This window comes from Paenibacillus xylanexedens, assembly GCF_001908275.1.
Classification (GTDB): Bacteria; Bacillota; Bacilli; order Paenibacillales; family Paenibacillaceae; genus Paenibacillus; species Paenibacillus xylanexedens_A.
Genome location: NZ_CP018620.1, coordinates 2,616,637 through 2,640,235 on the forward strand (window position 1 = coordinate 2,616,637; position 23,599 = coordinate 2,640,235).

26 protein-coding genes are annotated in these 23,599 nt (G+C 41.4%); 21 read left to right on the forward strand and 5 right to left on the reverse strand.

What is annotated here, in order from left to right; translation table 11 throughout:
* Nucleotides 1–160: 160 nt before the first annotated feature.
* From recQ to BS614_RS11540, 3 genes are all read left to right on the forward strand, one after another.
* Nucleotides 161–2,041 (forward strand): DNA helicase RecQ, encoded by a 1,881-nt coding sequence (gene recQ, locus BS614_RS11530; RefSeq protein WP_074094063.1) that lies wholly within the window; start codon nucleotides 161–163, stop codon nucleotides 2,039–2,041.
* 398 nt (nucleotides 2,042–2,439) lie between these two features.
* Nucleotides 2,440–4,482, forward strand: coding sequence for a B12-binding domain-containing radical SAM protein (locus tag BS614_RS11535; RefSeq protein ID WP_074094064.1), 2,043 nt, complete (start codon nucleotides 2,440–2,442; stop codon nucleotides 4,480–4,482).
* Between the two features lie 153 nt (nucleotides 4,483–4,635).
* Nucleotides 4,636–5,280: a DUF3885 domain-containing protein gene (locus BS614_RS11540; RefSeq protein WP_074094065.1), complete on the forward strand. Its 645-nt coding sequence runs from the start codon at nucleotides 4,636–4,638 to the stop codon at nucleotides 5,278–5,280.
* Nucleotides 5,281–5,541: 261 nt separating this feature from the next.
* On the opposite strand, the gene BS614_RS11545 is transcribed toward BS614_RS11540, so the two are convergent.
* Together BS614_RS11545 and BS614_RS11550 are read right to left on the reverse strand one after the other, a co-directional pair.
* Nucleotides 5,542–6,072: a hypothetical protein gene (locus BS614_RS11545; RefSeq protein WP_074094066.1), complete on the reverse strand. Its 531-nt coding sequence runs from the start codon at nucleotides 6,070–6,072 to the stop codon at nucleotides 5,542–5,544.
* A 22-nt stretch (nucleotides 6,073–6,094) separates the two neighbouring features.
* Complete coding sequence (locus BS614_RS11550; protein WP_074094067.1) at nucleotides 6,095–7,330, reverse strand: hypothetical protein; 1,236 nt, start codon at nucleotides 7,328–7,330, stop codon at nucleotides 6,095–6,097.
* Between the two features lie 314 nt (nucleotides 7,331–7,644).
* On the opposite strand from BS614_RS11550, the gene BS614_RS11555 reads away from it, so the two are divergent.
* Nucleotides 7,645–8,124, forward strand: a complete 480-nt coding sequence (locus BS614_RS11555) for a hypothetical protein (RefSeq protein WP_074094068.1) — start codon at nucleotides 7,645–7,647, stop codon at nucleotides 8,122–8,124.
* A 70-nt stretch (nucleotides 8,125–8,194) separates the two neighbouring features.
* Here the strand turns inward: BS614_RS11555 and BS614_RS11560 are convergent, their stop codons facing one another.
* A complete protein-coding gene (locus BS614_RS11560; RefSeq protein WP_074094069.1) occupies nucleotides 8,195–8,797 on the reverse strand; it encodes a hypothetical protein in 603 nt (200 codons plus the stop codon).
* Nucleotides 8,798–8,966: 169 nt separating this feature from the next.
* Between BS614_RS11560 and BS614_RS11565 the strand changes: the two genes are divergently transcribed.
* The 15 genes from BS614_RS11565 to BS614_RS11635 all read left to right on the forward strand — a co-directional run bounded on the left by BS614_RS11565 (nucleotide 8,967) and on the right by BS614_RS11635 (nucleotide 19,989).
* On the forward strand, nucleotides 8,967–9,533 hold the full coding sequence (locus tag BS614_RS11565) for a histidine phosphatase family protein (RefSeq protein WP_074094070.1): 567 nt from the start codon (nucleotides 8,967–8,969) through the stop codon (nucleotides 9,531–9,533).
* A gap of 188 nt (nucleotides 9,534–9,721) precedes the next feature.
* Nucleotides 9,722–9,973, forward strand: coding sequence for a hypothetical protein (locus BS614_RS11570; protein ID WP_244898303.1), 252 nt, complete (start codon nucleotides 9,722–9,724; stop codon nucleotides 9,971–9,973).
* A 46-nt stretch (nucleotides 9,974–10,019) separates the two neighbouring features.
* Nucleotides 10,020–10,616 (forward strand): chloramphenicol phosphotransferase CPT family protein, encoded by a 597-nt coding sequence (locus tag BS614_RS11575; protein ID WP_074094072.1) that lies wholly within the window; start codon nucleotides 10,020–10,022, stop codon nucleotides 10,614–10,616.
* A 154-nt stretch (nucleotides 10,617–10,770) separates the two neighbouring features.
* A complete protein-coding gene (locus tag BS614_RS11580; RefSeq protein ID WP_074094073.1) occupies nucleotides 10,771–11,280 on the forward strand; it encodes a DUF6933 domain-containing protein in 510 nt (169 codons plus the stop codon).
* A gap of 180 nt (nucleotides 11,281–11,460) precedes the next feature.
* Entirely contained in the window at nucleotides 11,461–11,718 is a 258-nt protein-coding gene (locus tag BS614_RS11585) for a hypothetical protein (RefSeq protein WP_036669338.1), read from the forward strand.
* Nucleotides 11,708–12,079: a retropepsin-like aspartic protease gene (locus BS614_RS11590; RefSeq protein ID WP_074094074.1), complete on the forward strand. Its 372-nt coding sequence runs from the start codon at nucleotides 11,708–11,710 to the stop codon at nucleotides 12,077–12,079. The genes BS614_RS11585 and BS614_RS11590 overlap by 11 nt, the downstream gene beginning before the upstream one ends.
* A gap of 410 nt (nucleotides 12,080–12,489) precedes the next feature.
* On the forward strand, nucleotides 12,490–13,530 hold the full coding sequence (locus BS614_RS11595; protein ID WP_074094075.1) for an ABC transporter substrate-binding protein: 1,041 nt from the start codon (nucleotides 12,490–12,492) through the stop codon (nucleotides 13,528–13,530).
* A 1-nt stretch (nucleotide 13,531) separates the two neighbouring features.
* Complete coding sequence (locus tag BS614_RS11600) at nucleotides 13,532–14,308, forward strand: IucA/IucC family C-terminal-domain containing protein (protein WP_074094076.1); 777 nt, start codon at nucleotides 13,532–13,534, stop codon at nucleotides 14,306–14,308.
* A gap of 45 nt (nucleotides 14,309–14,353) precedes the next feature.
* Nucleotides 14,354–16,075, forward strand: coding sequence for a helix-turn-helix domain-containing protein (locus BS614_RS11605; RefSeq protein ID WP_074094078.1), 1,722 nt, complete (start codon nucleotides 14,354–14,356; stop codon nucleotides 16,073–16,075).
* Between the two features lie 332 nt (nucleotides 16,076–16,407).
* Nucleotides 16,408–17,013 (forward strand): oxidoreductase, encoded by a 606-nt coding sequence (locus tag BS614_RS11610; protein WP_074094079.1) that lies wholly within the window; start codon nucleotides 16,408–16,410, stop codon nucleotides 17,011–17,013.
* 144 nt (nucleotides 17,014–17,157) lie between these two features.
* On the forward strand, nucleotides 17,158–17,550 hold the full coding sequence (locus tag BS614_RS11615; RefSeq protein WP_244898304.1) for a GNAT family N-acetyltransferase: 393 nt from the start codon (nucleotides 17,158–17,160) through the stop codon (nucleotides 17,548–17,550).
* 464 nt (nucleotides 17,551–18,014) lie between these two features.
* A complete protein-coding gene (locus BS614_RS11620) occupies nucleotides 18,015–18,464 on the forward strand; it encodes a hypothetical protein (protein ID WP_074094080.1) in 450 nt (149 codons plus the stop codon).
* A gap of 95 nt (nucleotides 18,465–18,559) precedes the next feature.
* Nucleotides 18,560–18,790 carry a hypothetical protein gene (locus tag BS614_RS11625; RefSeq protein ID WP_074094081.1) on the forward strand — a complete coding sequence of 77 codons (231 nt, stop codon included), beginning with the start codon at nucleotides 18,560–18,562 and terminating at the stop codon, nucleotides 18,788–18,790.
* A gap of 83 nt (nucleotides 18,791–18,873) precedes the next feature.
* Complete coding sequence (locus tag BS614_RS11630) at nucleotides 18,874–19,509, forward strand: P-loop NTPase family protein (protein WP_074094083.1); 636 nt, start codon at nucleotides 18,874–18,876, stop codon at nucleotides 19,507–19,509.
* Between the two features lie 105 nt (nucleotides 19,510–19,614).
* Nucleotides 19,615–19,989 carry a hypothetical protein gene (locus BS614_RS11635; protein WP_074094084.1) on the forward strand — a complete coding sequence of 125 codons (375 nt, stop codon included), beginning with the start codon at nucleotides 19,615–19,617 and terminating at the stop codon, nucleotides 19,987–19,989.
* A gap of 767 nt (nucleotides 19,990–20,756) precedes the next feature.
* On the opposite strand, the gene BS614_RS11645 is transcribed toward BS614_RS11635, so the two are convergent.
* On the reverse strand, nucleotides 20,757–21,122 hold the full coding sequence (locus BS614_RS11645; protein ID WP_074094087.1) for a hypothetical protein: 366 nt from the start codon (nucleotides 21,120–21,122) through the stop codon (nucleotides 20,757–20,759).
* 74 nt (nucleotides 21,123–21,196) lie between these two features.
* Nucleotides 21,197–21,946 (reverse strand): hypothetical protein, encoded by a 750-nt coding sequence (locus tag BS614_RS11650; RefSeq protein ID WP_074094089.1) that lies wholly within the window; start codon nucleotides 21,944–21,946, stop codon nucleotides 21,197–21,199.
* A 559-nt stretch (nucleotides 21,947–22,505) separates the two neighbouring features.
* Here BS614_RS11650 and BS614_RS31470 point away from each other — a divergent pair.
* Complete coding sequence (locus tag BS614_RS31470; protein ID WP_157116072.1) at nucleotides 22,506–22,652, forward strand: hypothetical protein; 147 nt, start codon at nucleotides 22,506–22,508, stop codon at nucleotides 22,650–22,652.
* Nucleotides 22,653–23,159: 507 nt separating this feature from the next.
* Entirely contained in the window at nucleotides 23,160–23,489 is a 330-nt protein-coding gene (locus BS614_RS11660; protein WP_074094091.1) for a phage integrase N-terminal SAM-like domain-containing protein, read from the forward strand.
* The last annotated feature ends 110 nt before the right edge of the window (nucleotides 23,490–23,599 follow it).

Sequence of the window (23,599 nt, forward strand, 5' to 3'; positions counted from 1 at the left end):
CTGGGCCGTTAAACTAAAGGGAGCGGCGTTTGCTTGACGGACAAGTCATGAGAACGCCATTTTGTTGTCAAGGATGCGGCATATGAGCCGCTTTCGGATGTCAGAATCGGATCGGACCAAGCTGGTGGAAAAACACCGGTGATAAGTAAGGAGTCTTTACATGAGTGTGCAAACACCTACATTAGAAGAAGCGCAGGGTCTCCTGCAAAAATATTATGGCTACCCCGACTTCCGTGAGGGACAGAAAAAGATTGTAGCCAGTCTGCTGGAACGCGAAGATACTCTTGGCATTATGCCAACTGGGGGCGGTAAGTCGATCTGTTATCAGATCCCCGCTTTGTTGTATTCGGGACTGACGCTTGTTGTCTCCCCGTTGATCTCATTGATGAAGGACCAGGTCGATGCGTTGACGACCGCCGGAATTGCTGCCGCGTATATTAATAGTACACTGAGCGGCAAAGAAGTGAATGATCGCATCCGCGCGGCGCAGCGCGGTGAGCTGAAGCTGCTCTATGTCGCGCCTGAGCGACTGGAGCTGGATTGGTTCCGCGAGGAGATGGGCTATTTGCCAATTTCTTGCGTTGCCGTGGATGAGGCCCACTGTGTATCACAGTGGGGACATGATTTTCGGACAAGCTACCTGGCGGTAGCGCCGTTTGTGGATAGTTTGCCGGAGCGGCCGGTGGTTGCGGCCTTCACGGCTACAGCGACGCCCGAGGTCATGGGCGATATTCTGCGGTTGCTGCGTTTGCAGGACCCGCAGACGTATGTGACTGGACTTGGGCGGGATAATCTGGCGTTTAGCGTGCTGCGTGGCGAGAGCAAGAAGGATTTTGTCCTGAATTATGCGCGCGAGCATGCCAGCGAGCCGGGCATTGTGTACGCCGCGACCCGTAAGGACGTGGACGATCTGCATCAGCGTTTGTTGCAGGCGGGATTGCCCGCAGGACGCTACCATGCCGGCATGACGGACGATGAACGGTCCCAGAGCCAGGAAGCTTTTTTGTACGATGATATTCGAGTGATGGTAGCGACCAATGCGTTTGGGATGGGGATTGATAAGTCGAACGTGCGTTACGTTATTCATAACAGCATGCCGAAAAATATGGAGGCATACGTGCAGGAAGCCGGACGTGCAGGCCGGGATGGAGAACCAAGCCAGTGTATTCTGTTATTCGGGGCACAGGACATTATCACTCAGAAGTTCCTGATTGAGCAGAATCCGATGGACGGCGACCGTAAACAGAACGATTACCGGAAGCTGCAGCAGATGGTGGATTACTGTTACACAACGCGTTGTCTGCGCAGTGCGCAACTGGATTATTTCGGTGAGGTGCATGACGATACACCTTGCGGTACTTGCAGTTCCTGTACGGACGACCGCGAGTTGGTAGATATGACGATTGATGCACAGAAAATATTCAGCTGCATTCACCGCATGCGTGAACGGTATGGTGTATCGCTGGTCGCTTCGGTGCTCAAAGGCTCCCGTGCCAAAAAAGTGCTTGATTATGGCTTCAACTCTCTGCCAACCTACGGCGTGATGGGTAATCGGACAGAGCGTGAGATATCGGAGATCATCAACGTGTTGGTATCCGAAGGATATCTGATGTTGTCCGAGGGACAGTATCCGGTTGTACGTTTACAACCACTAGCAGTGGAAGTGCTCAAAGGCCAGCGTGAAGTGATGCAGCGTGTCGTCCGCAAGACAGCGGCAACGGCTTCGGGTACGAACTACGGCGGACGCCGTGGACGCGATGCAATGCCATCTGCGGTTAATGAGACGGTATTTGAACAACTTCGTCTGATCCGGCGTGATCTGGCGGCGAAAGAGCATGTACCATCGTACATTATCTTCAATGATGCGACCCTGCGTGAGATGAGTGTGGTATGTCCACAGACAGAACGTGACATGCTGGATATCAAAGGGGTCGGTGAGGTCAAATACCGCAAGTACGGACTGCCGTTCCTGGAGTTTTTCCAGAAGCAGTCGGGCGAAGAAGTGGATACGGATGACGATGCGTTTTACGAGTATGAGTGAGTATGAAATGAGTAAGAGTGAATTGAGTATGAATTGTTAATTTTCACTTTCTAATCTTTGAAGTTGGTTGTCGCGTCTCTGTAGAGTGGACAAATGGTGGCGAATTGTCTTTCAAAGGGTGGACATTGGCGTTAGGAATGGCCGACCGTATCGTATACAACATGTAGGGTCGAGGTGCGGGTTTTGTACTGTATGTTGTGGTTTTGGTTTGGCGTGGTGTATATGTCTTTTTGAAAAGAGTGTCCACTCTTTGAAAGACAAAAGTTGGATATGTCCATGAGACATGGAATGGCTAGTTCAAAAGGGTTTAGATGAACAGCATTCGGGGCAGGATGGCTGTGCAGCTTTCTTTTTACCAAAAAAATATGGTCTGGGTGTCCAGGCAAAGGTTGTGAACCATGAAGGTTATTCTTTCTACATTAAATGCAAAGTACATCCATACCTCCTTGGCCTTGCGGTGTCTGAAGGCATACAGTGAGAAGGATTTTGATATTGACCTGGCGGAGTATACGATCAAGGACCCGGTGATGAATATTGTGTCTGATCTGTACCAGCGCGGTGCGGACGTGATTGGTTTCTCGTGTTACATCTGGAACATTGAAGAGACGATCAAGGTCATTGATAACCTGAAAAAGGTTATGCCTGACGTGAAAATTTTGCTGGGCGGGCCGGAAGTGTCCTACGACACGGAATATTGGATGAACCGGATTCCCAATGTGGACTTCATCGTGATGGGTGAAGGGGAAGAGACGCTGCATCAGCTGTTGACGGAACTGGAAGGAAGCAAGAAGTTCCACTTTGTCTATGGACTGGCGTATCGCAAAGGGGAAGAGGTCATTCTCATGCCAGGACGGCCAAAGGCGGATTTGAACGATCTGCCGTCACCGCATCGATTTGAAGAGGATATACCGGAGCTTGGGAAACGGGTTGTTTATTTTGAGACCAGCCGTGGTTGTCCGTTCAGTTGTCAGTTCTGTCTGTCCAGTATTGAGGTAGGCGTGCGGTATTACGATATTGAGCGGACGAAGTCGGATATTCTGTACCTGATCGAGAAGGGCGCGAAGCTGATCAAGTTTGTGGACCGGACGTTCAACATCAAGCGGGATTATGCGCTCGAAATGTTCAAATTCCTGATCGAGAATCATCAGGGGACGGTGTTTCAGTTTGAAATTACGGCGGATATTATGCGTCCCGAGGTGCTCGATTATCTGGCAGAGAATGCGCCGCCGGGCACATTCCGGTTCGAGATCGGGGTTCAGTCCACGAATGATCCGACAAATGAACTGGTGAAACGTCGCCAGAACTTTACCAAGCTTAGCCGGACCGTGAACAAGGTGAAAGCCAGTGGCAAAATCGACCAGCATTTGGATCTCATCGCCGGATTGCCGGAGGAAGATTACAATACGTTCCGCAAAACGTTTAACGATGTGTTTGCACTGGGGCCGGAAGAGCTTCAGCTGGGATTCCTCAAAATGCTGCGTGGTACGGGTCTGCGTCTGGATGCGGAAAAGTACAACTACACGTATATGGATCACGCGCCGTATGAGATTCTGGGCAGTGACGTGTTGCCGTTCAGCGACATCGTGCGCCTGAAACGTCTGGAGGATGTGCTGGAGAAATACTGGAACGCACACCGGATGGACCATACGCTGAAGTATCTGATGGAGCAGGAGTTCAACTCACCGTTTGATTTCTTCCAGGTGTTTGGGGATTACTGGGAAGGTCAGGGGTGGCAGAAGATTGGTCACCAACTGGAGGATCTGTTCACTCGTCTACACAGCTTCCTGGAGTCTCGGAATACGCCGCATATGGATATCGTGCTCGGCTTGATGAAGCTGGATTATTTCCTCGGTCACAAATACAAACCACGCAAAATCTGGTGGGAAGATCCGCTTCAGAAAGACCAGTGGGCGGGTTATATGAAAACGTTGGCCGAACGTCCGGAAGACGTTCGTCTGCCACGTGTTGCCGGCGCCGCAGGCACGGCATGGTTGGAAAGCAGCGGCACGGGTGCGAGTGTCGCTGGGGCAAGTTCGGCTGCTACCGAGGAAGACTCTGCCGCAGATGCGGCGGGTGTGATCGGTAGCGAAGCCGGGGGTGCAGCGTCGCTCACTTCGGGCGACGCAACAGGGTCCGCCGCGGATGGAGCGGCGGACATGGTGGACGGCAACGCTTCGCGTGCGTTGCCGATGACCTCGGCCATGACCGCACAGACGGTCATGGGTGCCCGTGCTTTCGCCGACCTTGGTCTCGGCGAAAAGGAACTGCAGAAGCACACCGTATTGGATGTGCTTCCGTTCCGGCTTGAGCGTGTGCTAGCTGGCGCCAGCCCGCTCGCCGCGAAAGGCCGGACGCTGCTGGTCGTTGTGTACCAGCAGCATGAAGGGCAGCAGGCGCAGTATTACACGCTGCCGCTGGGAGAAGAAGCCGCTGCCATGTAGGTGCAGCGGCCTGAGATAAGCTGCATGGGCTAATTGGTGCCATGTAGCAAGAGGAAGCGCCACGACTATGAGGTCGGGGCGCTTTTTTTTACAACAGCAAAGCTCTCATATTAAGGTACTGTAAAAAAACCTAGAAGACACGGAGGCCACAGAATGGATCTGAAGACGTACCTGGCAGAGCATTTTCCAAACCTGACCTTAGAGCCACCTCTTTTTTATAATTGGGATGTTGCAATACGATTCGAACTTGGCAATCCTCTGATGTTTGGAATGAATACGGAGCATTACATGGAAAAAGTTTATCATCGATCACTTGAACTATTTAAGGCTCTTCATGATCAAGAAGATGAAGTCCTATTAATAACTCAAGCTTATTTTGCAGATAAGCCTAAACACAAAGTGAAAAAATTGAACCTCTACAGAAAATATATCAAGAAGAAAGGGCCAATTAGAGCCTTGAGCCTTGAGATATTTCCAGGTCTGGATTGTGAAACAGGTGACATCTCAGACCCAAGGAACAACATGTATAGGTACTGGACTAAATGTAGAGTTGAGGACTTGAAATATAATCAGTTAATCAAAGCTATATGTAATCATGATGTTGGAATTAAGCCAAGGATATATCATAGGGTGTATTTCATTAATATAAGTAAGAAAACGATATTTCATATCTATGATGATAGAGGTTGCGATGTTATTTCAGCATCAAAGGAAGAGCTGAGGGGTATTTATAAAGAATATAGTGATTGGATTTTAGATTATGATAGAGACAGAATTAACAATGTATTTATAGGATAATACAGTAAAACCTAGAATTTAATCGATCATAATTCCTAATAATTGTGGAAGTATCAATAAAATATTCTAGGTAGCTCCGAGAAGTTAAATACAAGTTATACTTTAATATTCATGAATTAGGCGATTCGTACTTAGTTTGGCTTGAGAAAAGCAAAGAAGCCGGGGACTTAACCACCCGGCTTCTTGCAGATAATTTTTTTCGAAAAGTTGCAATAAGAAGATTCTCTCCACACCAAAGGGTGTTGTATATTGTTAAGCTTATCACTGTTTTATTTTATCTAACGGTACGTTAATGCTTGCTGACTCAATTGGAGTAATGATCGTTCCGTCTTGTTCAATCAGGGAAATCGTTATTTCTATAGAGTCTTGATTATCCAAATCTATAGAGAGTGATCTACGTTGAAACTCATCAAACAGGCCTTCTGTTTTAACAACGGTATCTTCTTCAAACAATTCACCATTTTTATCATGAATCGTAACTTGAAAAATTCGATCTGGAATTTTTTTTGATTTATCCGGTTGATAGTCTCTTTTACTGTACCATAACCCAAATTGTAGTTTTTTTGAATTTGGTAGGTAGTAGAGTTCTGTAAGATGTATATTTGGACTCTTTAAATCTTGATTCTGTTCTGTAAGCTGAATTGGTTGTTCATCGTTATTATATGGAGTATCCCATTGTAATGGCAATGTCGAACCCGTTTTGAGAGCAATTAGTTCCCTGTCAGCATACCAATAAATCCCTATTAGAATTACAATGACTGAAAAAAGTGAAATAATTAGTTTTCTTTTCACATAACATCCCTACCATCTTTAGTTAATAACCTAACTGTCCTACTCCGTGTATCCAAGATTTAAATTGATTTAAAACCCCATTATAGTTATTAATTCCATTACTTGCGACTACAGTATTGGACATATCCAAAGCAGAAGATTTTGTAGTATGAGACCAGCGTGGAGCTTGATATCCTGTAGAAGAATTATAGGTCCATCCTAATGTTATGCGACCTTTATTCCAGTATTCAACTACTTCTACTTGATTGCTATTATGACGAGTGGGATCTTCAACTGTTGCTTCCTTACCCCCCTGATAGTCAAATGAGTATTGTTTGACTGCATTTATGGCTTGGTTGATATTATCGTATACCGTATATGCTACCCCGAACCAACCTAGCCATGCGATAGTAGTACCTCTACTTACATCCCAAAATAGTGCTACTGCATCGATTGTATTACTTGTAGTAAATAATTTGTAGCCAGTGTTGACTTCAGTAAAATAATCTAAAGTCTCATATACACGTACCCTTGTGTTTCCATTAAATCCAAGACTATTCAATTGATTAGAAAAGAATGTACTGCCATAAACCTGTTTAGCTTTATAACGGGTTGTAAAAGTTGGGTCATTTGGTGCTGGGTAAACTCTCTTTGCAGCAGCTGCGATTGAAAAGTTATCTGAATTATCTGCTATTTGTATATATGTCTGACCATCAATAATGTTTACAGATGTATCATCTAATTTGCTGATATCATCTATTTTTTTATCTTCTAAAAGGCTATCGATCTTTTCAATGTCTTCAGGACTTCTTTCAATGAATTGCATCTCATTCATATCGATAATTTCTAAACTTTCGTCGTTGAAATTCCCTTTTATTAAGTCTTCATTGGGATCCTTTGTAGTTTTTCTAACTTTACCGTCTTCATAGTAAGAAACAATTGTCCTTTGAGAGTCGATTTCGTAATCAATACTAACTGTCTTTCCATCTGTTACAATCACTTCATTAATTTTAGCGTCTTCTGGAACGAACTCACTAAAAAGTGACGAATCAATTTGCACCACATTTAGGTTGTCACTTAAAGAGTTTACACCAAAGCTTGATGTAAGTGACTTGCTGATGTTAAAAATTTGATTAATCTGACTTTTTTCTTTATCGATATTTAAATCATCATCGATAAGAGGAGTAGCAGAACTTGAATCCTCTGCTTTCACGCTTATTGGAGTTACAAAGAGAACGAAAATTAACAACAAACTAATTGCTTTTTTCACTTTACTCAAGTAATCACTTCCTTTTTCAAATTTTGATTATAATTATTATTAAACCATATACTGGATTTTTAAATGCTTTTAAGGTAAATTATATTTAATTTTTTTCTCTTGTGCCTAAGTGTTAGACTTTAATGTAAAGTGAACTCTTGCAAGAGGGTGACGAAACCACAAATATCGGATGGAGAACAATTGAAAAGGTCTATGAGAGCATGATAGCTGATCCAAGACAATTTTCTGATGTTGATCGCGCAGGGATAATGTATTATTTGAAACACAGGTTTGGAAAGAACTTCAAGAGTGTTCAGATGTAAGGAGTAAGGATTATGGATAAAAAAGAAAAGAAGTTTATCATTGTTATGATTGTACTTGCTGTAGTTGTATTAGGAGCTATATGGTACCTAAAAGTAGGCTATCTATTAAAGAAACCAGAGATGCCCGAAGCAAATATTGCAATTCAGACCCAAATGGTCGATGGTGGTGCGATTAGTTTACGAAATGCTGATTACACCGAAAATCAAATCAAGGTTGGATATGAAGTGAAAGGGTTCAGTTTGGAGGAATATAATATTGCTTGTGAGATTTATCATGACGGACATTTGATTTCAACTTCTGGCTCAACAGGTGGGGGTTTGATAGAACTGGACGAAAAGCATTATTACTTCATTGCTAGTGAGAATATAACTCAAATGAATCTGCCTGAATCTATACATCTAAACGTGGAGATTAAAGTGATACCCAATGATTTTAGACAAAAATCGATAACTTCATCCTTTGACGTAAGCCTTGATAAAGAAGTGCAATAGTTTGAAGAGGGCAGTCATTCCCGGTGATTAAGACAACTGCTAAAAGGATGATTGTTGTATGGTGAAAGCCTCAATTCAAATGGTACTTCTTCATGACAGAGTCGCGAAATGTCGCATAATTGGATAACGCTTGTGCAGTGGAGGATTGAGGTAAACTATATTGAGTTATCCCTTCAAGGCTGAATTTGCCTAGGTTATAATTGATTAATCCATAATCACCAAAGGTGTTTTTCATCAAGAAAAGCACACTTTTATCACCCTTCTGCAGTTCTACATAGTCATCAATTGTATATTTGACGTCTCCTTCCAGGCTGACGGGTTCAATGATTGTTAATTCGTTTTGATCTGAAGGGAAATCGTCGGGTTTCTTCAATATCTTTTCAATATTGATGTTTGTATTGGTGTGAAAGGATTGCATGGTTCCATCATCAAATGCAGTAATAACATGCTCTCGATCTCTGAAATCTTCTGTGGCATAACCAATAACGATCAGTTCAGCAAACGCATCCAGCTTATCTATTTCATGAAATATTAAAGAGTTGGCTGAAAGGTTGACGACGTTATGAATGGGCACATCCGGTTTCGATTGACCATTTACGTAAGCGATTGCAGCAGCAGAGATAGCCAATACGAATAAAGAGAATAGTACAACCTTCTTTTTGAAAAAAGACATGATCTCATCCTCTCGGTTAGATTTAACTTCTTTTGAAAGCATCTTGCTTCATTTCTACTATACACATATTTGAAAATTATTGTAAATTAAAATGTCTAGCAAATTATCAAAGTTGAAGGACCTAATGCGTGACCATAAATTTTGATAGAAGAAACTCAAGGAGGGTCCTATGAATACCATCGTTTATATGGTTAGGCATGCGGAGTCACCGTATACGGAAGGAACGGAAAGAACGAGGGGGCTTACCCTTAAGGGCAAGATGAATGCAGAACGAATAACGGAAATATTAACGAATGAAGGAATACATTCCATTGTCTCAAGTCCTTATGCCAGGGCTATTCTGACCTTAGAGGGTGCTGCAGCAGCGTTAGAATTAGACATTCAGATCATGGAGGATCTGCGGGAAAGGCATTTTTCAGATAATATGATTGCGGATGAAGAGTTTGAGCCTGCTTCGAAGAAGATGTTTGATGACCCGGATTATGCATTGCCAGGAGGCGAGTCGAACACGGTTTGCCAGAATAGAGCAGTGGGCGTGTTGAAACAGATTTTAGAAGAATACAAGGGTAAAAAAGTGGCGATCGGCACACACGGACATGTAATGACGTTGATGATGAATTACTTTGATTCGAGTTACGGATTGGATTTTATGAATCAAACCAAGAAACCGGACATTTATCGATTACAATTTGACGAGATGGAATTAGAGAACGTGACAAGGCTATGGGGCGAATAGGATGAAAGTGAATAGGCGTGAACGCTTGTTCATAATTTTGGTTACCGGTAAAATATAGATATTGTTAAATGTGGAAGGGATTGATTCCAATGACGTTACCAAGATTATTTCACGAAAAACCAACGAAACTATGGAACGAGAGAATGGTTAAACACGGAGATGAGATTTTTACGGAAGAGAGATTACTCATGTCTGATCAAGCTCTGGATACATATTTGCACCAATTAATAGCATTACAAGAAACGAAAGATTCTGAGCGCATGATGAAGGCTGTAGAAGAAGTTGTGGTTAGGTTTAATGAAATGAATGAGGCCAATGGTTACTTTGTTGAAACGATGGAACGTGAAGAATTGGCTGATTTTATAGACAAGGCGGCTAGACTGGCTGGATTAGACATCCAGGAGGATGAAGATATTACGGAAGAATGGAGAGAGTGGTAATTCGGCTGTACAGTGACTTCCAATTTTAATGATAAGGGTGATCAATTTGGAACGAGGACTCATTATATTTTTGAACGGAACGTCAAGTTCGGGGAAGACGAGCATTGCGATGGAAATGAAAAATCAGGAAGATATTCCGTTTCATCATCTATCTGTAGATCAATTTCTGCATAATTATGATCAGTTTATCGACAATACATATCCAGATATGAAACCAACAAGAGAAGTGGAACACCATGTGATGACCGATATCCTGTTCGACCCCATCAATTCGTTGTACTGTGCAACTATTAAGCTGTTTTCGGAAATGGGTTTGAATGTGATCGTGGATACGGTGATCAGCAATGACAAGTGGTTTAACGATTTTTATAATTTGCTTTCGGATTATCCGATATTGTTTGTAGGTGTGCATTGCTCGAAAGAAGAACTCACCAGAAGAGAGCAGAGCAGGGGAGATCGTGAGATTGGACTTGCCCATTCCCAGTTCGACTACATCTACTCTTATGATGAATATGATCTGGAAGTGAATACGGAAGAGCTTAGCTCAGCTGCATGTGCGGAAAAGATATTAAGTTATATGAAGTCTGATCAGGAATACTTGGCATTTAAGAAGTTAAGCAGAAGAGAGGTAAAAACACCGTAAAAGAAATGAATTCAAGACCAAGGCTGGTAAGGTGGTCAAAAATTGGAGATGGAGGATCAGACCTCAAGACAAAGTCTGTATTTTGCAAACAAATTGGGATATAGTTCGCTTGAAGTAGTTTATAATCAGATTAAGGAGCAAGGAGGAGTCGAGCATGATTATTTTCAAAGCAACCCAACTCACATTAAAAGATCTTCATGCCAAACCGGAAACCATCCAAGACAGCGATGACTTCTTTAGTTGGCATGCAAACTTCTTCACGTTGTATGGCAGAAAACACTATGTTTTTATGAATGATTTTTCCAGATTAAGCTTAACGGTCAATGGGATTAGAGCAAATCAGGCGAGTAAACTGGCAGGAATCTTTAAAAAGAATTTAGAGGACTATTTGGCCGTTGAGAAGCTTCCTGACCACCTGGTGAACTATTATTTGGAAAAATGTAATGAGAGCACGATCACCAAAACGGATAGTCGAAGTGTTATAAGTACCATGAATGAAATCATGCTTGTGATGAAGACGCTTGAAGTTGAAGATAATGATTTTCGTGATAAAGATGAACGGCATATGAAGAATAATAGATCTATGTATAAACCCATCGACTATAAAAAACCCATTGAGGTATTTGTTAAAGAGCTTCAAACACGGTTTGAAATGGAGAGTTAGAGAAACTGGATTTTCATCGGAGACCTCTAATGCCAATAACAGTATAAGATAGATCATGGTGGGTTATTCCAGCAAACCACATCTGATCAAGTCAGACGTCATGAATACGGTAAAATGAGAACAGGAGATATGTTAAAATTACAGAAAGTAGAACTAACTCAATAACAGGAGGTAGAACACATGAAATGGCAAGAAGTTAGAGAACTGTTCCCTGACCAATTTGTTCTGGTTTCTATCATTCATTATCATGAGGAAGACAACAAAAAAATAGTAGATGAAGTTGCACCAATCCGAACCATATCAGAACGAGATGTAAATAAAGAGTTTTTTCAAGTAGAGCCTGGTAACGTCGTGTATCATACTTCAAATCAAGACTTTGTGATCAATCTTCGCAGAGATCCATTAATGAGAGTGAGACGTAATACGAATGAAAATTAACTATGATGGTCAGTTAATTACAACGTCACTCACCGTTACATTTAGAGGCAGAGTATTAAGAATAGATGATGTAATTATAGATACAGGATCCTCACATACGATCATTAGTCCTGATGTTTTAGAGGAAATCGGTGTGACCTATGAAACCGGCGATTCGATATATGAAGCATACGGGATTGGAGGAAGTATTCCTTTCTACACTAAAGTCATGGACAGGATTGAAATAGGAACAAAAAGCATTGGGAATATAGAAATAGATGTAGGCATATTACCTAAAGAACATAAAGGGCTTCTCGGATTGGATATTCTGAAACAACAAAATTTTATAATTGATCTGAAAACATTAGAATTACATTATTGAAAATAAAATTGTAGTAATGAATGAGACCTATATATAGTGCGTTTCGGATAATAAGATACATATACAAGTGGTTTTTACCTAACAAATTTTGTTAGGTTTTTTTTGTTCTAGAGCCTACGCACTTTTCAACAGTTGAATTATGCTCTTATCCCATTACTCCAATCCGTAACCAACACTAAACATAAGCACGATTCGCTGCCATGAAACCGATTGTCCGTTCTCCAGTTTGAGCACAAGAAGCATGGTTTATTTTCTCCAAGAAGCTATTGTCTTTCTCCGCACCATGTCGCATTAGTCCGGCTGAAATGTCGCAAAAGTACATGGTAACACGATACGGAGATCGTATATACTCTCTTTATGTTTCGATAATGAAAATCATTATCATCAGTATACATAAGGGGGATTTACAAATGAAACAAGGAACAAAGGGGCAAACGGCTGGTAACAAAGCCTACACTGCTCACAAATCACGATTACTCATGGGCTTGATGATGGCCCTTATTCTAGTCCTGACGGCTTGCGGTGCCGCAACAGGTACAGATAGCGGTAAGCAATCTGCGGCAACACCAGCGGAGACACCTGCGAATGCGGAAACGCAGACGGACGGAGCTTTTCCCGTAACGATCAAGGGTATGAAGGGTGACATCACTCTAAACGAAAAACCAAAGAAAATTGCAGTGCTGGATGTTAAGTTTCTGGATCAAATGTTAGCCGTTGGCGAGAAGCCGGCAGGTAGTGTTATCGCTGGAGGTAATACGGATTTTCCAGAATACTTAGGCGATCAACCGAGTGACGTACAGGTACTGGGTACACGGGACGAGCCTAATCTGGAAGCGATTGTAGCCCTAGATCCAGATTTGATTATCATGACCGACTTCCAGGAGAAACAGTATGAGAGTGTAAGCAAAATTGCACCTACCCTGGTACTCGATTTCTACGAAGACTGGCGTGATACGTTAGCCACGGTTGCTAAAATTACAGACAAGCAGGACGAGGCAGAGAAAGTGCGCACAGCATATGAGGAAAAAGTTGCTGGTCTGAAGGCACAGCTGACAGAGAAAATGGGAGATGAAACGGTAGCTCTTATTCGTCCGCGTAAAGAAGGCATTCGTGTTCATGGGATCGAGCATCGTACAGGCGGCATTTTGTATAATGATTTGGGCTTGAACATGCCTGAACTCGTTAAAGAGATCAAGGATGATACTTCTGTTGAAATTTCCATGGAGAAGGTTCCTGACATTGGGGCAGATCGTTATTTTGTGCTGTCGGATGAGCTCTTTGCGGCAGAGGCAGAGGCTATGTTGACTAATCCAGTGTGGAAGTCCCTCGATGCTGTGAAGAATAACCGCACGTATGACGTAAACTCAACACTGTGGATCGCTTATTACGGACCGCTTGCGATTAATCTGATTGTAGATCAGGCATCGGAAGCCCTGCTCGGATCGAACTAATATGAACCCATATCTCTCGACAGACTTATGGAAAGAGACGGTAGAGGATCATTCGATTTTGCTTGGTGAGCCGCCTGAACATAGTGTCCGTACCATTGCTCTAAGTGAGTTGCATGACGAAGAGGCGTGTCGAGAGTATATCAGCTGGTTTCAGAACTATATCGATGCGCCTGATATGAAGGTTGCCGCTTCGATGTTAGCCAAACGGATCGGTTATCTGTGGACGGCTCCACTGGTGACCGCGATGACTTTTCATCATCAGCATGTGTCGTTTCAGCTGGAGAACAGCTTTCTCTATCATCCGGCGCTCTCAGATCATGAGGGCGGCACACGATTTCCTTTTCTAGCGGTGAATGGACTTCAGGCTGAAGGACTAACGGGAGACAGGGCAGTGTGGCGGGAAAAGGTGGCCCAGGAGATGTTTGCAGTACAGCTTACACCCCTGTTAAAGACGCTTGCTGTGATTGCGCCACTTTCGATGAGTATTCTCTGGGAGAATATCATGGTACGTATCGGCCGACTATTCGCTCCTGATGAAGCTGAGACAGAGCAGGAAAGTAAGATCATTCGAGAGGACTTTTCATATCTGACGCAGGTGGCATCCGGGGAGGTGTTTGGTGAGAGGAAGAATCCGTTAACCCGCTTCACCGATTGTAAGGATAATGTGCATGTTGCCAAAAGCGAGCGAATTACCTGCTGTTTCTATTATCAGATGTCAGGCGAATACTGTCTCAAATGTCCGAAAATTGACAATGAGAAAGAATCTCAACTAAAATGACAACAGGAAGAATTTTACCTTTGCTATTGTCAGGAGATGAGAGAAATGCCGCTGCAAGAACAGACAAGTCTATGGAGTGATACGGCGATCAAGATGCTTGACGGGGATAGCGGTACTTTGCAGACAGGCAGTGTTTTACACGAAACGGAATTAACTTCAAATGTGCTGCTGCTGGCATATGGAGGTGAAGGGGAGCTTGCAATGGATGGCGAGGGTTGCCACATTGGAGCTTCTTTTGCCTGTCATATGGTGAAGGGGTCATCCTTTACGCTGACGGCCAGATCAGAGGACATTCATTATATTGTCATTATGTACAAGGCTTCTTCCATAGAGGGTGCCTCTCTTGTTGTACCTTCATATCGCAAGCATCCGTTGCGCAGGTCATTTGTTCAAAACTCGGCAACCCATGCGGAATGGATCGAAAAAGCCGAGAAAATCGTTGCCAAATGGCGCCGTGGTGAAGGACTGGAACGTTTCTATGCCAACGCTTTGCTCCAAGGAATAATCTACGAGCTGATCATGGAGTATGAACGTGATCAAGGGGGAGCGGAGTCCGACATGGTGGATGTAGTCGCTTCTTATATCACATCGCACTATCGTCAAAACTTGGAGCTAAAAGAGCTGGCAGCCCTGGCAGGCTGTAGTGTAAGACAGCTGCAGCGCCGCTTCAAACAAGAGAAGCAGCTTGGACCGATGGAATACGTCATTCAGCTGCGTATGGAAAGTGCTTCACGCATGCTGCGTCATACGGATGCGTCCATCGGTGAAATTGCGGACAAAATGGGCTATCGCGATATGTATTACTTCAGCAGAGCATTTAAAAAATATCATGGCGTCCCACCGCTACATTACCGGCATGCCGCCGCTTCGAGAAGAGATGCAGACTATGCGAATGCTTTGCTGCAAAATCGTACAGCTTCTTCCTATGAATCAGCCGAAGGCCCGGTCATCTGCCATATACGCGGGGAGTACACCGTCACCGAAATACCACAGCGTATCGCTGTCCTCGATGTGCAATATGCTGATCATTTGCTTGCATTGGGCTTGTCACCGGTAGGAAGTGTCGGACTAGGAAGTACCGTGTTAACGTTCCCTCAATCACTCCGGGCAGGACTCCAGCATACAGCATTACTTGGTACGTATGAATACCCCGATCTTCCGGCGGTAGAGCGACTTGCGCCGGATCTGATTATTTGCACCGAGGTGCATGATCAGCACCATGAACTGTTAAGTGGAATCGCTCCAGTACTCATGTTCAAGCGTAACGAAAACTGGAAGACGATTCTAAGTCTGTTCGGTGAACTGACAGGCAAGCGAGCAGAGGCCAAGCAGATTATCGCGGATTATCACCGTCGAACGTCTTTGCTGTCTGAGGAACTGGCTCCGGCGTTGGCAGGAAAAAGCGTGGCATTGATTCGTCCACTGGATTCCCTCGTGCGCGTCCATTCTGCTGCTCATCGCACAGGCGCTGTGCTGTACCGGGATCTGGGTCTGCCCGTTCCGCTGTTTGTGGCAGATTCCTCCGATACGGCCTATCATATCTCCGTTGAGAGATTACCTGCAGTACAAGCTAGCCACTACTTTTTGCTGAGTAATGAGCTTATGCAAGATGGAATATCTGCGACAGAGCAACGTGTCTGGGGGATGCTTGATACGGATGAGCGACAGCAAATACACTCGGTAGATGCGGCGACATGGATCGGTTGTTATGGGCCGATAGGCATCAATGGCATTGTGGATCAGATTGAACAGGCGTTGTTGGCTTGATAGGTAGTTGCTGGTGCTAGCCCGCTTGCAGCGAAAGACGGTACGTTCTACCTTTTAAAAAATTTGATATGTTCCAAATGCATCGAAAGGTCGTCGGATTCCCTATGGGATGAAGAAGGACCTTTTTGTTTTATTACTATAACGAAAGGTTCGACTGCATACTCGCGTCCTGTACAACCCTGCATATATTCAGCGTATTCAAAGCCCATTGGATCGATTGGATAAGGGTTTGAGAAAACTAATAAATCCCCCTTATTCGCCAATTTCCTTTCGCAAATGTAACAATATGGGTTATCATATACGTAGTTCAGGCACTATTAGGAGGGGATTCAATGAAAAAAAATATAGCAATAATCATACTAATGGTTGGATTGGTAATAAGCATGTACTTCAACTATCAATTCAAAGCGTACAAAGATAATCAAGAAGTTGAATACACGGTTAAACTAAATCATGGAACTCAAATGGGTATAAAAGAATCAATCTTTAATTTAGATAATGTGATAAAAAGCTTAGAGGACGGCTCTTCCAAGGAAACAGTCATTCATGCCTTAGGAAATGTGGCGGTATCTTTGAAAGTTGGCGAAGAATCATTCGTGTTCCTGAAATCCGACTTCAGGGAAGATCAATTATCATCAACTTATTTAATCTATAATGTGTTTAGAGATATGTATACGTATATAAGAGTAGAAATCATAGACCAAATTTTATCGAATAAGATATCGCTAGAAAAAGAATCGAGAAATCAACTGATTAAGGATATTGGAGTGCTTAAACAAGATTTGGAATATATCGATAGTCAATTTAACGAGGATATTCTGAAAGAACAAAGTCCTAAGTGGATTGAAAACAAATGGAAACAGTTAATTGGAGAGATTGTAAATAGAAATACGGATTATAAATTATATGAAAGAATGAAAACGAAATACAATCTATAATGAGTTCGTGAGAGACTATGGATATAGGCGGATAACCCCGCACCAGCTAACTGTACTCATGTAGCCGCACCCTTTCAGGTGCTTTTAAGCCGGTGGTGGGTTAGCATCTACGAAACAACATCAAACCATAAGGAGGCCAATTTCGTGATTAGATTGTGTAAAAGCATGGATACGGATGTAACGTATCAGATTATTAATGATGCAGCAAAGGCATACAAAGGAGTAATTCCTGACGATAGGTATCATGAACCTTATATGACATTGGAAGAGCTAAAGTGCGAAATGAACGATGGTGTAGTATTTTGGGGGTTTGAAGAAAAAAATCTATTATTAGGAGTTATGGGAATTCAAGATAAGGGTGATGTATGTTTAATTAGACACGCATATGTACGAACAAACCAACGGAATAGCGGAATAGGTACGAAGCTTTTATCTCATATGGTGGCTTTAACAAATAAACCGATCTTAATAGGGACATGGGACTCAGCTGAATGGGCTAAGAAATTTTACTTAAAGAATGGTACTGGTATCACCTGATGAGAAGAAAAAGCTATTAAATACCTATTGGAATGTTCCAGAAAGACAAATTGAGACCTCTGTAGTCTTATGCGATAGCAAGAGGGCCACTTGATAAAATTTCGGAATATACAAGTTCAAATTAAATTAGAAGTGGTTTCGTATAATATCATATTCCCGCGCAGGGGCTTTTGCCCCTTGATCTGCCCGTAACATTTCTGTGGAATGGATAAGCAGGTACATCCATTCCCTAAGATAAGGGATATATAAAGGGGGCCGTCGTGATGCTGGAACATTCCAGAAATTAATAAATCAAAATTTGAAGAGAGGTTTTTTCCTAAAACCCCTATAATTGAAAGCAAACAGCTAGACAATGTCTATTTAAAAGGACTTAGGAAATATTCACAGATTAGATTAGCGATTGCACTTGAACTTGCCAATATGGATCTTAAAAATGAAGAGAAAAAATTAAAGGAGTTTCCGAATTGAAGAATCAAAAGCGTTCAATGGTTTTAATATTTCTTTTAACAATACTCGCCCTAAGTGGTTGTAGTTCAAGCGGTGTGAAGATGGATGAAATTGTTGAGGACGGGTTGAACATAAACTCGATATCAATTGGACTGGGAGGGAGCGAGGAAGATGAAGGTATAACAGTCGTAACATATCATTTCAATCTATGGAATAGAACCAATAAATCAATAACCCTAAAAACAGTTGAACCGATTATAAGTAAGGATATTCAGGAGCGATTAATTGATAGAGACATTAAATTGGACATAAACGAAAAAGTTGATGGTAATACTTCGGAAGCACTGACAGGTACTTTTAGATTAGATACAAAAGGGCTGGATAAAGAAGGAATAATCAAGTTAAACATTAATGTTAAAGAATTTAATATAGCATTTGAACAAGTCATAGCAATAAAAGAACCTTAAGGCTCATTAATATCGGATAACGAAGTGTTTATGATGTGACAGGCTTTCTTTTCGCTGTAAAGAGTGGTGTTTTCCTTAAAGGAGGACCTTAAATAATGAGAAAACGGCATTCTATTGATAAAGCGGAGTGGTCAGAAACAAGAGAGAACCAGTATCATAAAGACTGCAAGGATATGGTATTTGCATTTGGCGATAGACTAATTGAAGTGGATGGCACGGTGTATTTGAAACGAAAAGAAGTCGAGATTAAGGTATTAAAACCGCTTAAACGAAAAACATTTTGGTATGAAACATGGCTAAAGATCAAAGAAATCTACAATACATAGTCTAATATGAAATTCAACATGATCGCTTAAGAGCCAGTGAAGGCTGATTAATCATTTGATGAGTAATATCTGGAGGTAATTGAATGACGATAATTTGTCTCGAAGGTGCCAGTTCTGTAGGTAAAAGTACCACTTGTCAGCAGTTCGCTACACAATATGATGCATTTATTGTTCCAGAAACAGGGCTTCTTTTTGAATCTCCTCAACTTGACGGTAGGGAACTTATGATGTGGTTGCTGGAGAGACAAATCAAAAGATGGCATATAGCAGCTGAGAAGAATCAACAACATGAGTATGTGATTTTGGATGGTGATGTATTTAAGATTTGGTACAGCTGGATATATGGTTATGAGCACCTATCTCTAGATGAAACAGCGAACTTTTTTAGAGAGAAGTTATTGAAGAATGAAATATCATTACCGGATGCTTATGTACTATTCTGGGCTGAAGAAGATGAGCTGCGCAAGCGAAAGGAGATGGATCAGACAAGATCCAGAAGAAATTTTGATAAACATCTGCGCATGATTGAACCTCAAATGAGATACTTCCATTACCTTAATGAACTGGTACCAGGATATGTAGGAATTCATAAAGCAGAGACTGTAGCAGATAATATACATCATATCGTAAAGCATAGCGAGACATTACCGGACATAAAAAAAAGAGAGATCGAAATCTTTGATAGAGTAATTGATTTTTACAAGATTGCTACTCCTTAAACTTAGTGTGGCTTTTGATATCAGATCTCACAGCTATTCTAGCTGTGTCTTAGATAACTGAACAAATACGGAGAACAAAGAAAAAAGGAATATGTGAGGTGAGTTATGGGCGTAAGAAAAAAATATAAACGTAAAATCGTTCGCTCCAATCGATTATTTTATTGGTATGTTGAACCGGATATTGACGATGAAGGAATAATCAAATTACATATCGTTTCTGAGGATAAGAAGTTAATTGTCACTTATGAAGTGGGACAACATAGTATTAAGAACAAGACCCCATTTATAGTCATCATCGGAGAAGAATTCGAAGGCTGGACGTTAGAATATATAGGATACAGAAGAGTACTAACACCGAAATGGAGCGATGAGATCATAACGCCAAAATTGATAGGTGAAATTATTGATTGGTGTCTCTTGAAAGATAAAGAAATAAACATCGTTAATTGGAAAGGCGAAATTCTCCGACATCTCTCCTAAATGGAGTGTAATTGCATTGGAGAAATAACTTAGATTCGTGTGGACTCTTTTGAAAACGCATACTTGAAAGCAAGAGATATAATTAACATATTGAAGAGTTATCAGATAATCCTATTTTTTATATCTCAAAATAAATATTTTAAAGCAACTGTAAATGACCACTAGAATATTCGATAATAACAGACCTATATATCCATCCGTTAACTTTGTTCGTTCAATCCACTTGTTCACTAACTCTCCAGAGAGAGCTTGTTTTCCTAAATATTTATCTATATCATTTTGATTTATTTCATCCCTATATATAAGTGGAAACTCCATGCTGTTGGAAGAAGCAGCTAGCAGCGGATAGAAATCTACCCATTTCTGACCTGCCCATCGATCATACTTATAATGAAAGTCTGCTCTGGATTCAAGATTGTCCCACCTCAGAAAACCCAATATGAGTAAAATACAAAGTGTGATCACGCTAATTATTAGCTTCTTGATAATCAAATAAATCCCATCCTTATGTTTGTACTGAGTATATTATGTTCCATAAGACGTTTAACGATATGTTAGGTAGCATTGGAAAAAAGTCATGAGATAAGTAGTTAAACAAAATCTACTTCAACGATTATAACTACCAAAAAACTTAAAAAAGATGATCTAGCTAGATTACAGGATCACCTTCTTTAAGCAGTATAGTTCCAATTATAGAAATGTTCATTATATAGAGTGATCAGGAAGATTCGAACGATCTAGAGATGTTGTCTTTAATGAAAAGGTAATTAGGGATTTGGCCAAATCTTTTTCTTTGAGTCATCTGGACCTAGTAAATAGATTTCTTCGACCTTTTCGTAGGCATTGGAAAACGATATATAGAAATCCTTACTGCCTCCAATGGGGAGTTTACTGCCTTTAATCTGAATGAATAATGAATTGTTATTATGCGAAACGTTATAGCCGTGATATCTACTGATACTATCTACGAATCCACCTTTTAAAGTGATAAGTTCAGAAGAAACTTCGGATTTCGTAACCATGATCTCCTCAGGATCCACCACCTTGTTAAACATATAAATTCCAATGATAACAGGAACGACAACGATTATAACCGCACTAACGATAATGCCATACTTAGTTCTTGGTCTCATAGTTGATAATTCACCTCATTGATATTAATCGATGCACCCAATGATACTTGGGTACATCGATTAATTGTATTTGTTTAAAACTGAAGGCTACGTTTAGGAGCATTAGGTTCATCTGAATAATATACCAAATAATCATATGGTACAGCAGCATTCGTGGTGTAAGCACCGTCCCTGAGTGAATTATACAGATTTTGTGGCGTATTTGGAAAACCAGCAGTATACGTATCTGTTGATACAGAATTCCACAATCCTACCGCAAAAGAAGAGCAATTATTTAACGTACTCCAAGAGTCATGGCTTCGAATATATGAATTGACACTGTTAAGTTGGCTCTGGGTTAAATACATAGAACGGGAAACTCTATTATTGTAGCTATTCTGAGAGATAAATTTAGCTTCTAAGTTATAAAATACGCCTTCATTTTCGCTTTTATTGCCCCATGTACCCACAGAAATAGTTTTATTAGAGGTAATTCCGCTAAGTCCGCCAACAGAAATATTGGATGCACTCACGTTTTTGACTGTTATAAAAGAATGAGTGCCCCAATTCGATCCTGTTGAACCCCCTGAACTATTTGTACTGCCACTAGGGACCGAAAAAAGAGTCAATACGGCAACATCAGAGCTTGCCATAGGAATAATAGCACCATTTTTATTCTTTACTATGGGATTAAGCTGTTCACTAGATACAGTCTCTTTAGATGATAGAGTCTCTATCGGTACAGTAGTTTTGCTATTTGCAGAAGCATAGGTTGGAAATATAGTACTGAACGCTAGAGTGAAGATAGCCAACAAAAGAAACGGAACTCTAAATAAATTCTTCATTTTAAATTTAATTCCTCCATACTTTCAGGATTTTGTATTATCTTTCTTGTAGCAAATTTCTGTTCAGCATCCAAAGAAGATCGAAATGAGGTAGACACTAAAACAACTCATTATCTTACAAGATCTTCGAAAATCACCTCTTTCTTTAGTTGAATTAGAGTGTTATGTAGTACTTGATGTGATTATTTTTTCCTCTCGAATATATTAACAACGAAAGATCAATTGAAGTTACAGATTTGTTAGAAAAAAATTCAAAAAATATTATTAAATGGAATTAAATCCGAGTGGAGCCGTAAAGGGTATGTTGATCGAGCTGACAAAGTTTTGATTCGCTTCAAGACACACTGAACTGGTTGACATTTGGTGTCCATGGAACGATTAGAGAAGCGCTTTGGCTGGAAATGGATGGTCAAGTGAACATAGGGGAAGTATCCGGGAGCAAGGTTGCTTCTGAACTCCATTCTACTGAATGATATGTTTTATTTAGAGAGATGGTTATCTTAGGGTGAAAGATGCCAAACGCGAGCTATTCATAGATCAGAGATAAGGAGGCCACAAAATGGAAATTAAAATGGTGTTTGGCGTTGGCTTAGTCTTCGATACACCGGAATTCGGAACCATCGTCATGGGGGCCAATGAAGAGTTGGATGAACTACTTCCTTCAACAATCAAAGAGATGATCGGTGACCAGATTATCATCAAATAAATAGATGGTGAAGAGCAAATATATAAAGTTGTTTCTTCTCAAATTAATCATTCTATAGCCAGCAAGAAGAATATCGGTATATGTTTGGTAAAAGAGATATCCCCAGACGAAATACCTGCGGGTTCAATCGTCTACTGTTATCCATGAGGAAAAATTTGATCAGAAGGTATGCTTTGTTGAAGCTACATGGAGTGGCAGTTTTTTATTGCACTGGCTGTGCCCATCTTTACTTTTAAAGATCATATATGTTTCGAAAGCATCGGAAGGTCATCTGATTCCCCTTTTTGGGATGAGGAGAGCCTTCCTTTTTATTTCTCAAAATTGCGGAGAAAGACATAGACTCAAACAAAGGAGAGTTTCCTATGAACGATGATACTACAACGGAAAAGAAGATCACCATAACTAAAGGTTCTACTCATTCATTGCATATTCGTTGTCCCTACAACCTTGTAGATATTCAGCGCATTCGCCAGATTACGGGGCAGAAAGTGGGAACCCAAACAGAAAATGTGGATCATACCCTACACTATTGCGGCCATCCAGGAGTTTACGAGCCAGTTTGATCCGGATGAAGTTCAGATTACCCCGGAGTTGTGGGTTGACAATGAAGAACTGCAGCAATGGAAAGCTAATATGGGAAACAACCAGTGGAGCAAAGAACTCTTACAGAAGGCACTAAAGTTACGAGGATATAGTCGCAAAACAATCAAAGCGTATTGTAATCAGGTTGAGCGTTTTCTGAGTAGCCTTCCCCTTAAAAATACGGAGTTCACTACATCCAATGTTCAGAGATATTGCTTGGGTTTGCTTGAGTGGGGATCTCCCATTCAAGCGTGAATCAGACCATTAGTGCTATCCGTTTCTATTGCAAACATGTGCTCCATCACCCTACTGAAATCCAGTATATTCGTCCCAAGAAGCAGACCAAGCTTCCACAAGTGATATCC

What these genes read in the sequence shown, in the direction of transcription:
- BS614_RS11570 (WP_244898303.1), top strand. Translation starts at nt 9,722, where the DNA reads ATGTCTGATCAAGCTCTGGATACATATTTGCACCAATTAATAGCATTA.
- BS614_RS11580 (WP_074094073.1), top strand. Translation starts at nt 10,771, where the DNA reads ATGATTATTTTCAAAGCAACCCAACTCACATTAAAAGATCTTCATGCC.
- BS614_RS11635 (WP_074094084.1), top strand. Translation starts at nt 19,615, where the DNA reads ATGGGCGTAAGAAAAAAATATAAACGTAAAATCGTTCGCTCCAATCGA.
- BS614_RS11540 (WP_074094065.1), top strand. Translation starts at nt 4,636, where the DNA reads ATGGATCTGAAGACGTACCTGGCAGAGCATTTTCCAAACCTGACCTTA.
- BS614_RS11630 (WP_074094083.1), top strand. Translation starts at nt 18,874, where the DNA reads ATGACGATAATTTGTCTCGAAGGTGCCAGTTCTGTAGGTAAAAGTACC.
- BS614_RS11560 (WP_074094069.1), bottom strand. Translation starts at nt 8,797, where the DNA reads ATGTCTTTTTTCAAAAAGAAGGTTGTACTATTCTCTTTATTCGTATTG.
- BS614_RS11650 (WP_074094089.1), bottom strand. Translation starts at nt 21,946, where the DNA reads ATGAAGAATTTATTTAGAGTTCCGTTTCTTTTGTTGGCTATCTTCACT.
- recQ (WP_074094063.1), top strand. Translation starts at nt 161, where the DNA reads ATGAGTGTGCAAACACCTACATTAGAAGAAGCGCAGGGTCTCCTGCAA.
- BS614_RS11610 (WP_074094079.1), top strand. Translation starts at nt 16,408, where the DNA reads ATGAAAAAAAATATAGCAATAATCATACTAATGGTTGGATTGGTAATA.
- BS614_RS11605 (WP_074094078.1), top strand. Translation starts at nt 14,354, where the DNA reads ATGCCGCTGCAAGAACAGACAAGTCTATGGAGTGATACGGCGATCAAG.
- BS614_RS11625 (WP_074094081.1), top strand. Translation starts at nt 18,560, where the DNA reads ATGAGAAAACGGCATTCTATTGATAAAGCGGAGTGGTCAGAAACAAGA.
- BS614_RS11585 (WP_036669338.1), top strand. Translation starts at nt 11,461, where the DNA reads ATGAAATGGCAAGAAGTTAGAGAACTGTTCCCTGACCAATTTGTTCTG.
- BS614_RS11590 (WP_074094074.1), top strand. Translation starts at nt 11,708, where the DNA reads ATGAAAATTAACTATGATGGTCAGTTAATTACAACGTCACTCACCGTT.
- BS614_RS11535 (WP_074094064.1), top strand. Translation starts at nt 2,440, where the DNA reads ATGAAGGTTATTCTTTCTACATTAAATGCAAAGTACATCCATACCTCC.
- BS614_RS11600 (WP_074094076.1), top strand. Translation starts at nt 13,532, where the DNA reads ATGAACCCATATCTCTCGACAGACTTATGGAAAGAGACGGTAGAGGAT.
- BS614_RS11660 (WP_074094091.1), top strand. Translation starts at nt 23,160, where the DNA reads ATGTGGATCATACCCTACACTATTGCGGCCATCCAGGAGTTTACGAGC.
- BS614_RS31470 (WP_157116072.1), top strand. Translation starts at nt 22,506, where the DNA reads ATGGAAATTAAAATGGTGTTTGGCGTTGGCTTAGTCTTCGATACACCG.
- BS614_RS11555 (WP_074094068.1), top strand. Translation starts at nt 7,645, where the DNA reads ATGGATAAAAAAGAAAAGAAGTTTATCATTGTTATGATTGTACTTGCT.
- BS614_RS11645 (WP_074094087.1), bottom strand. Translation starts at nt 21,122, where the DNA reads ATGAGACCAAGAACTAAGTATGGCATTATCGTTAGTGCGGTTATAATC.
- BS614_RS11565 (WP_074094070.1), top strand. Translation starts at nt 8,967, where the DNA reads ATGAATACCATCGTTTATATGGTTAGGCATGCGGAGTCACCGTATACG.
- BS614_RS11595 (WP_074094075.1), top strand. Translation starts at nt 12,490, where the DNA reads ATGAAACAAGGAACAAAGGGGCAAACGGCTGGTAACAAAGCCTACACT.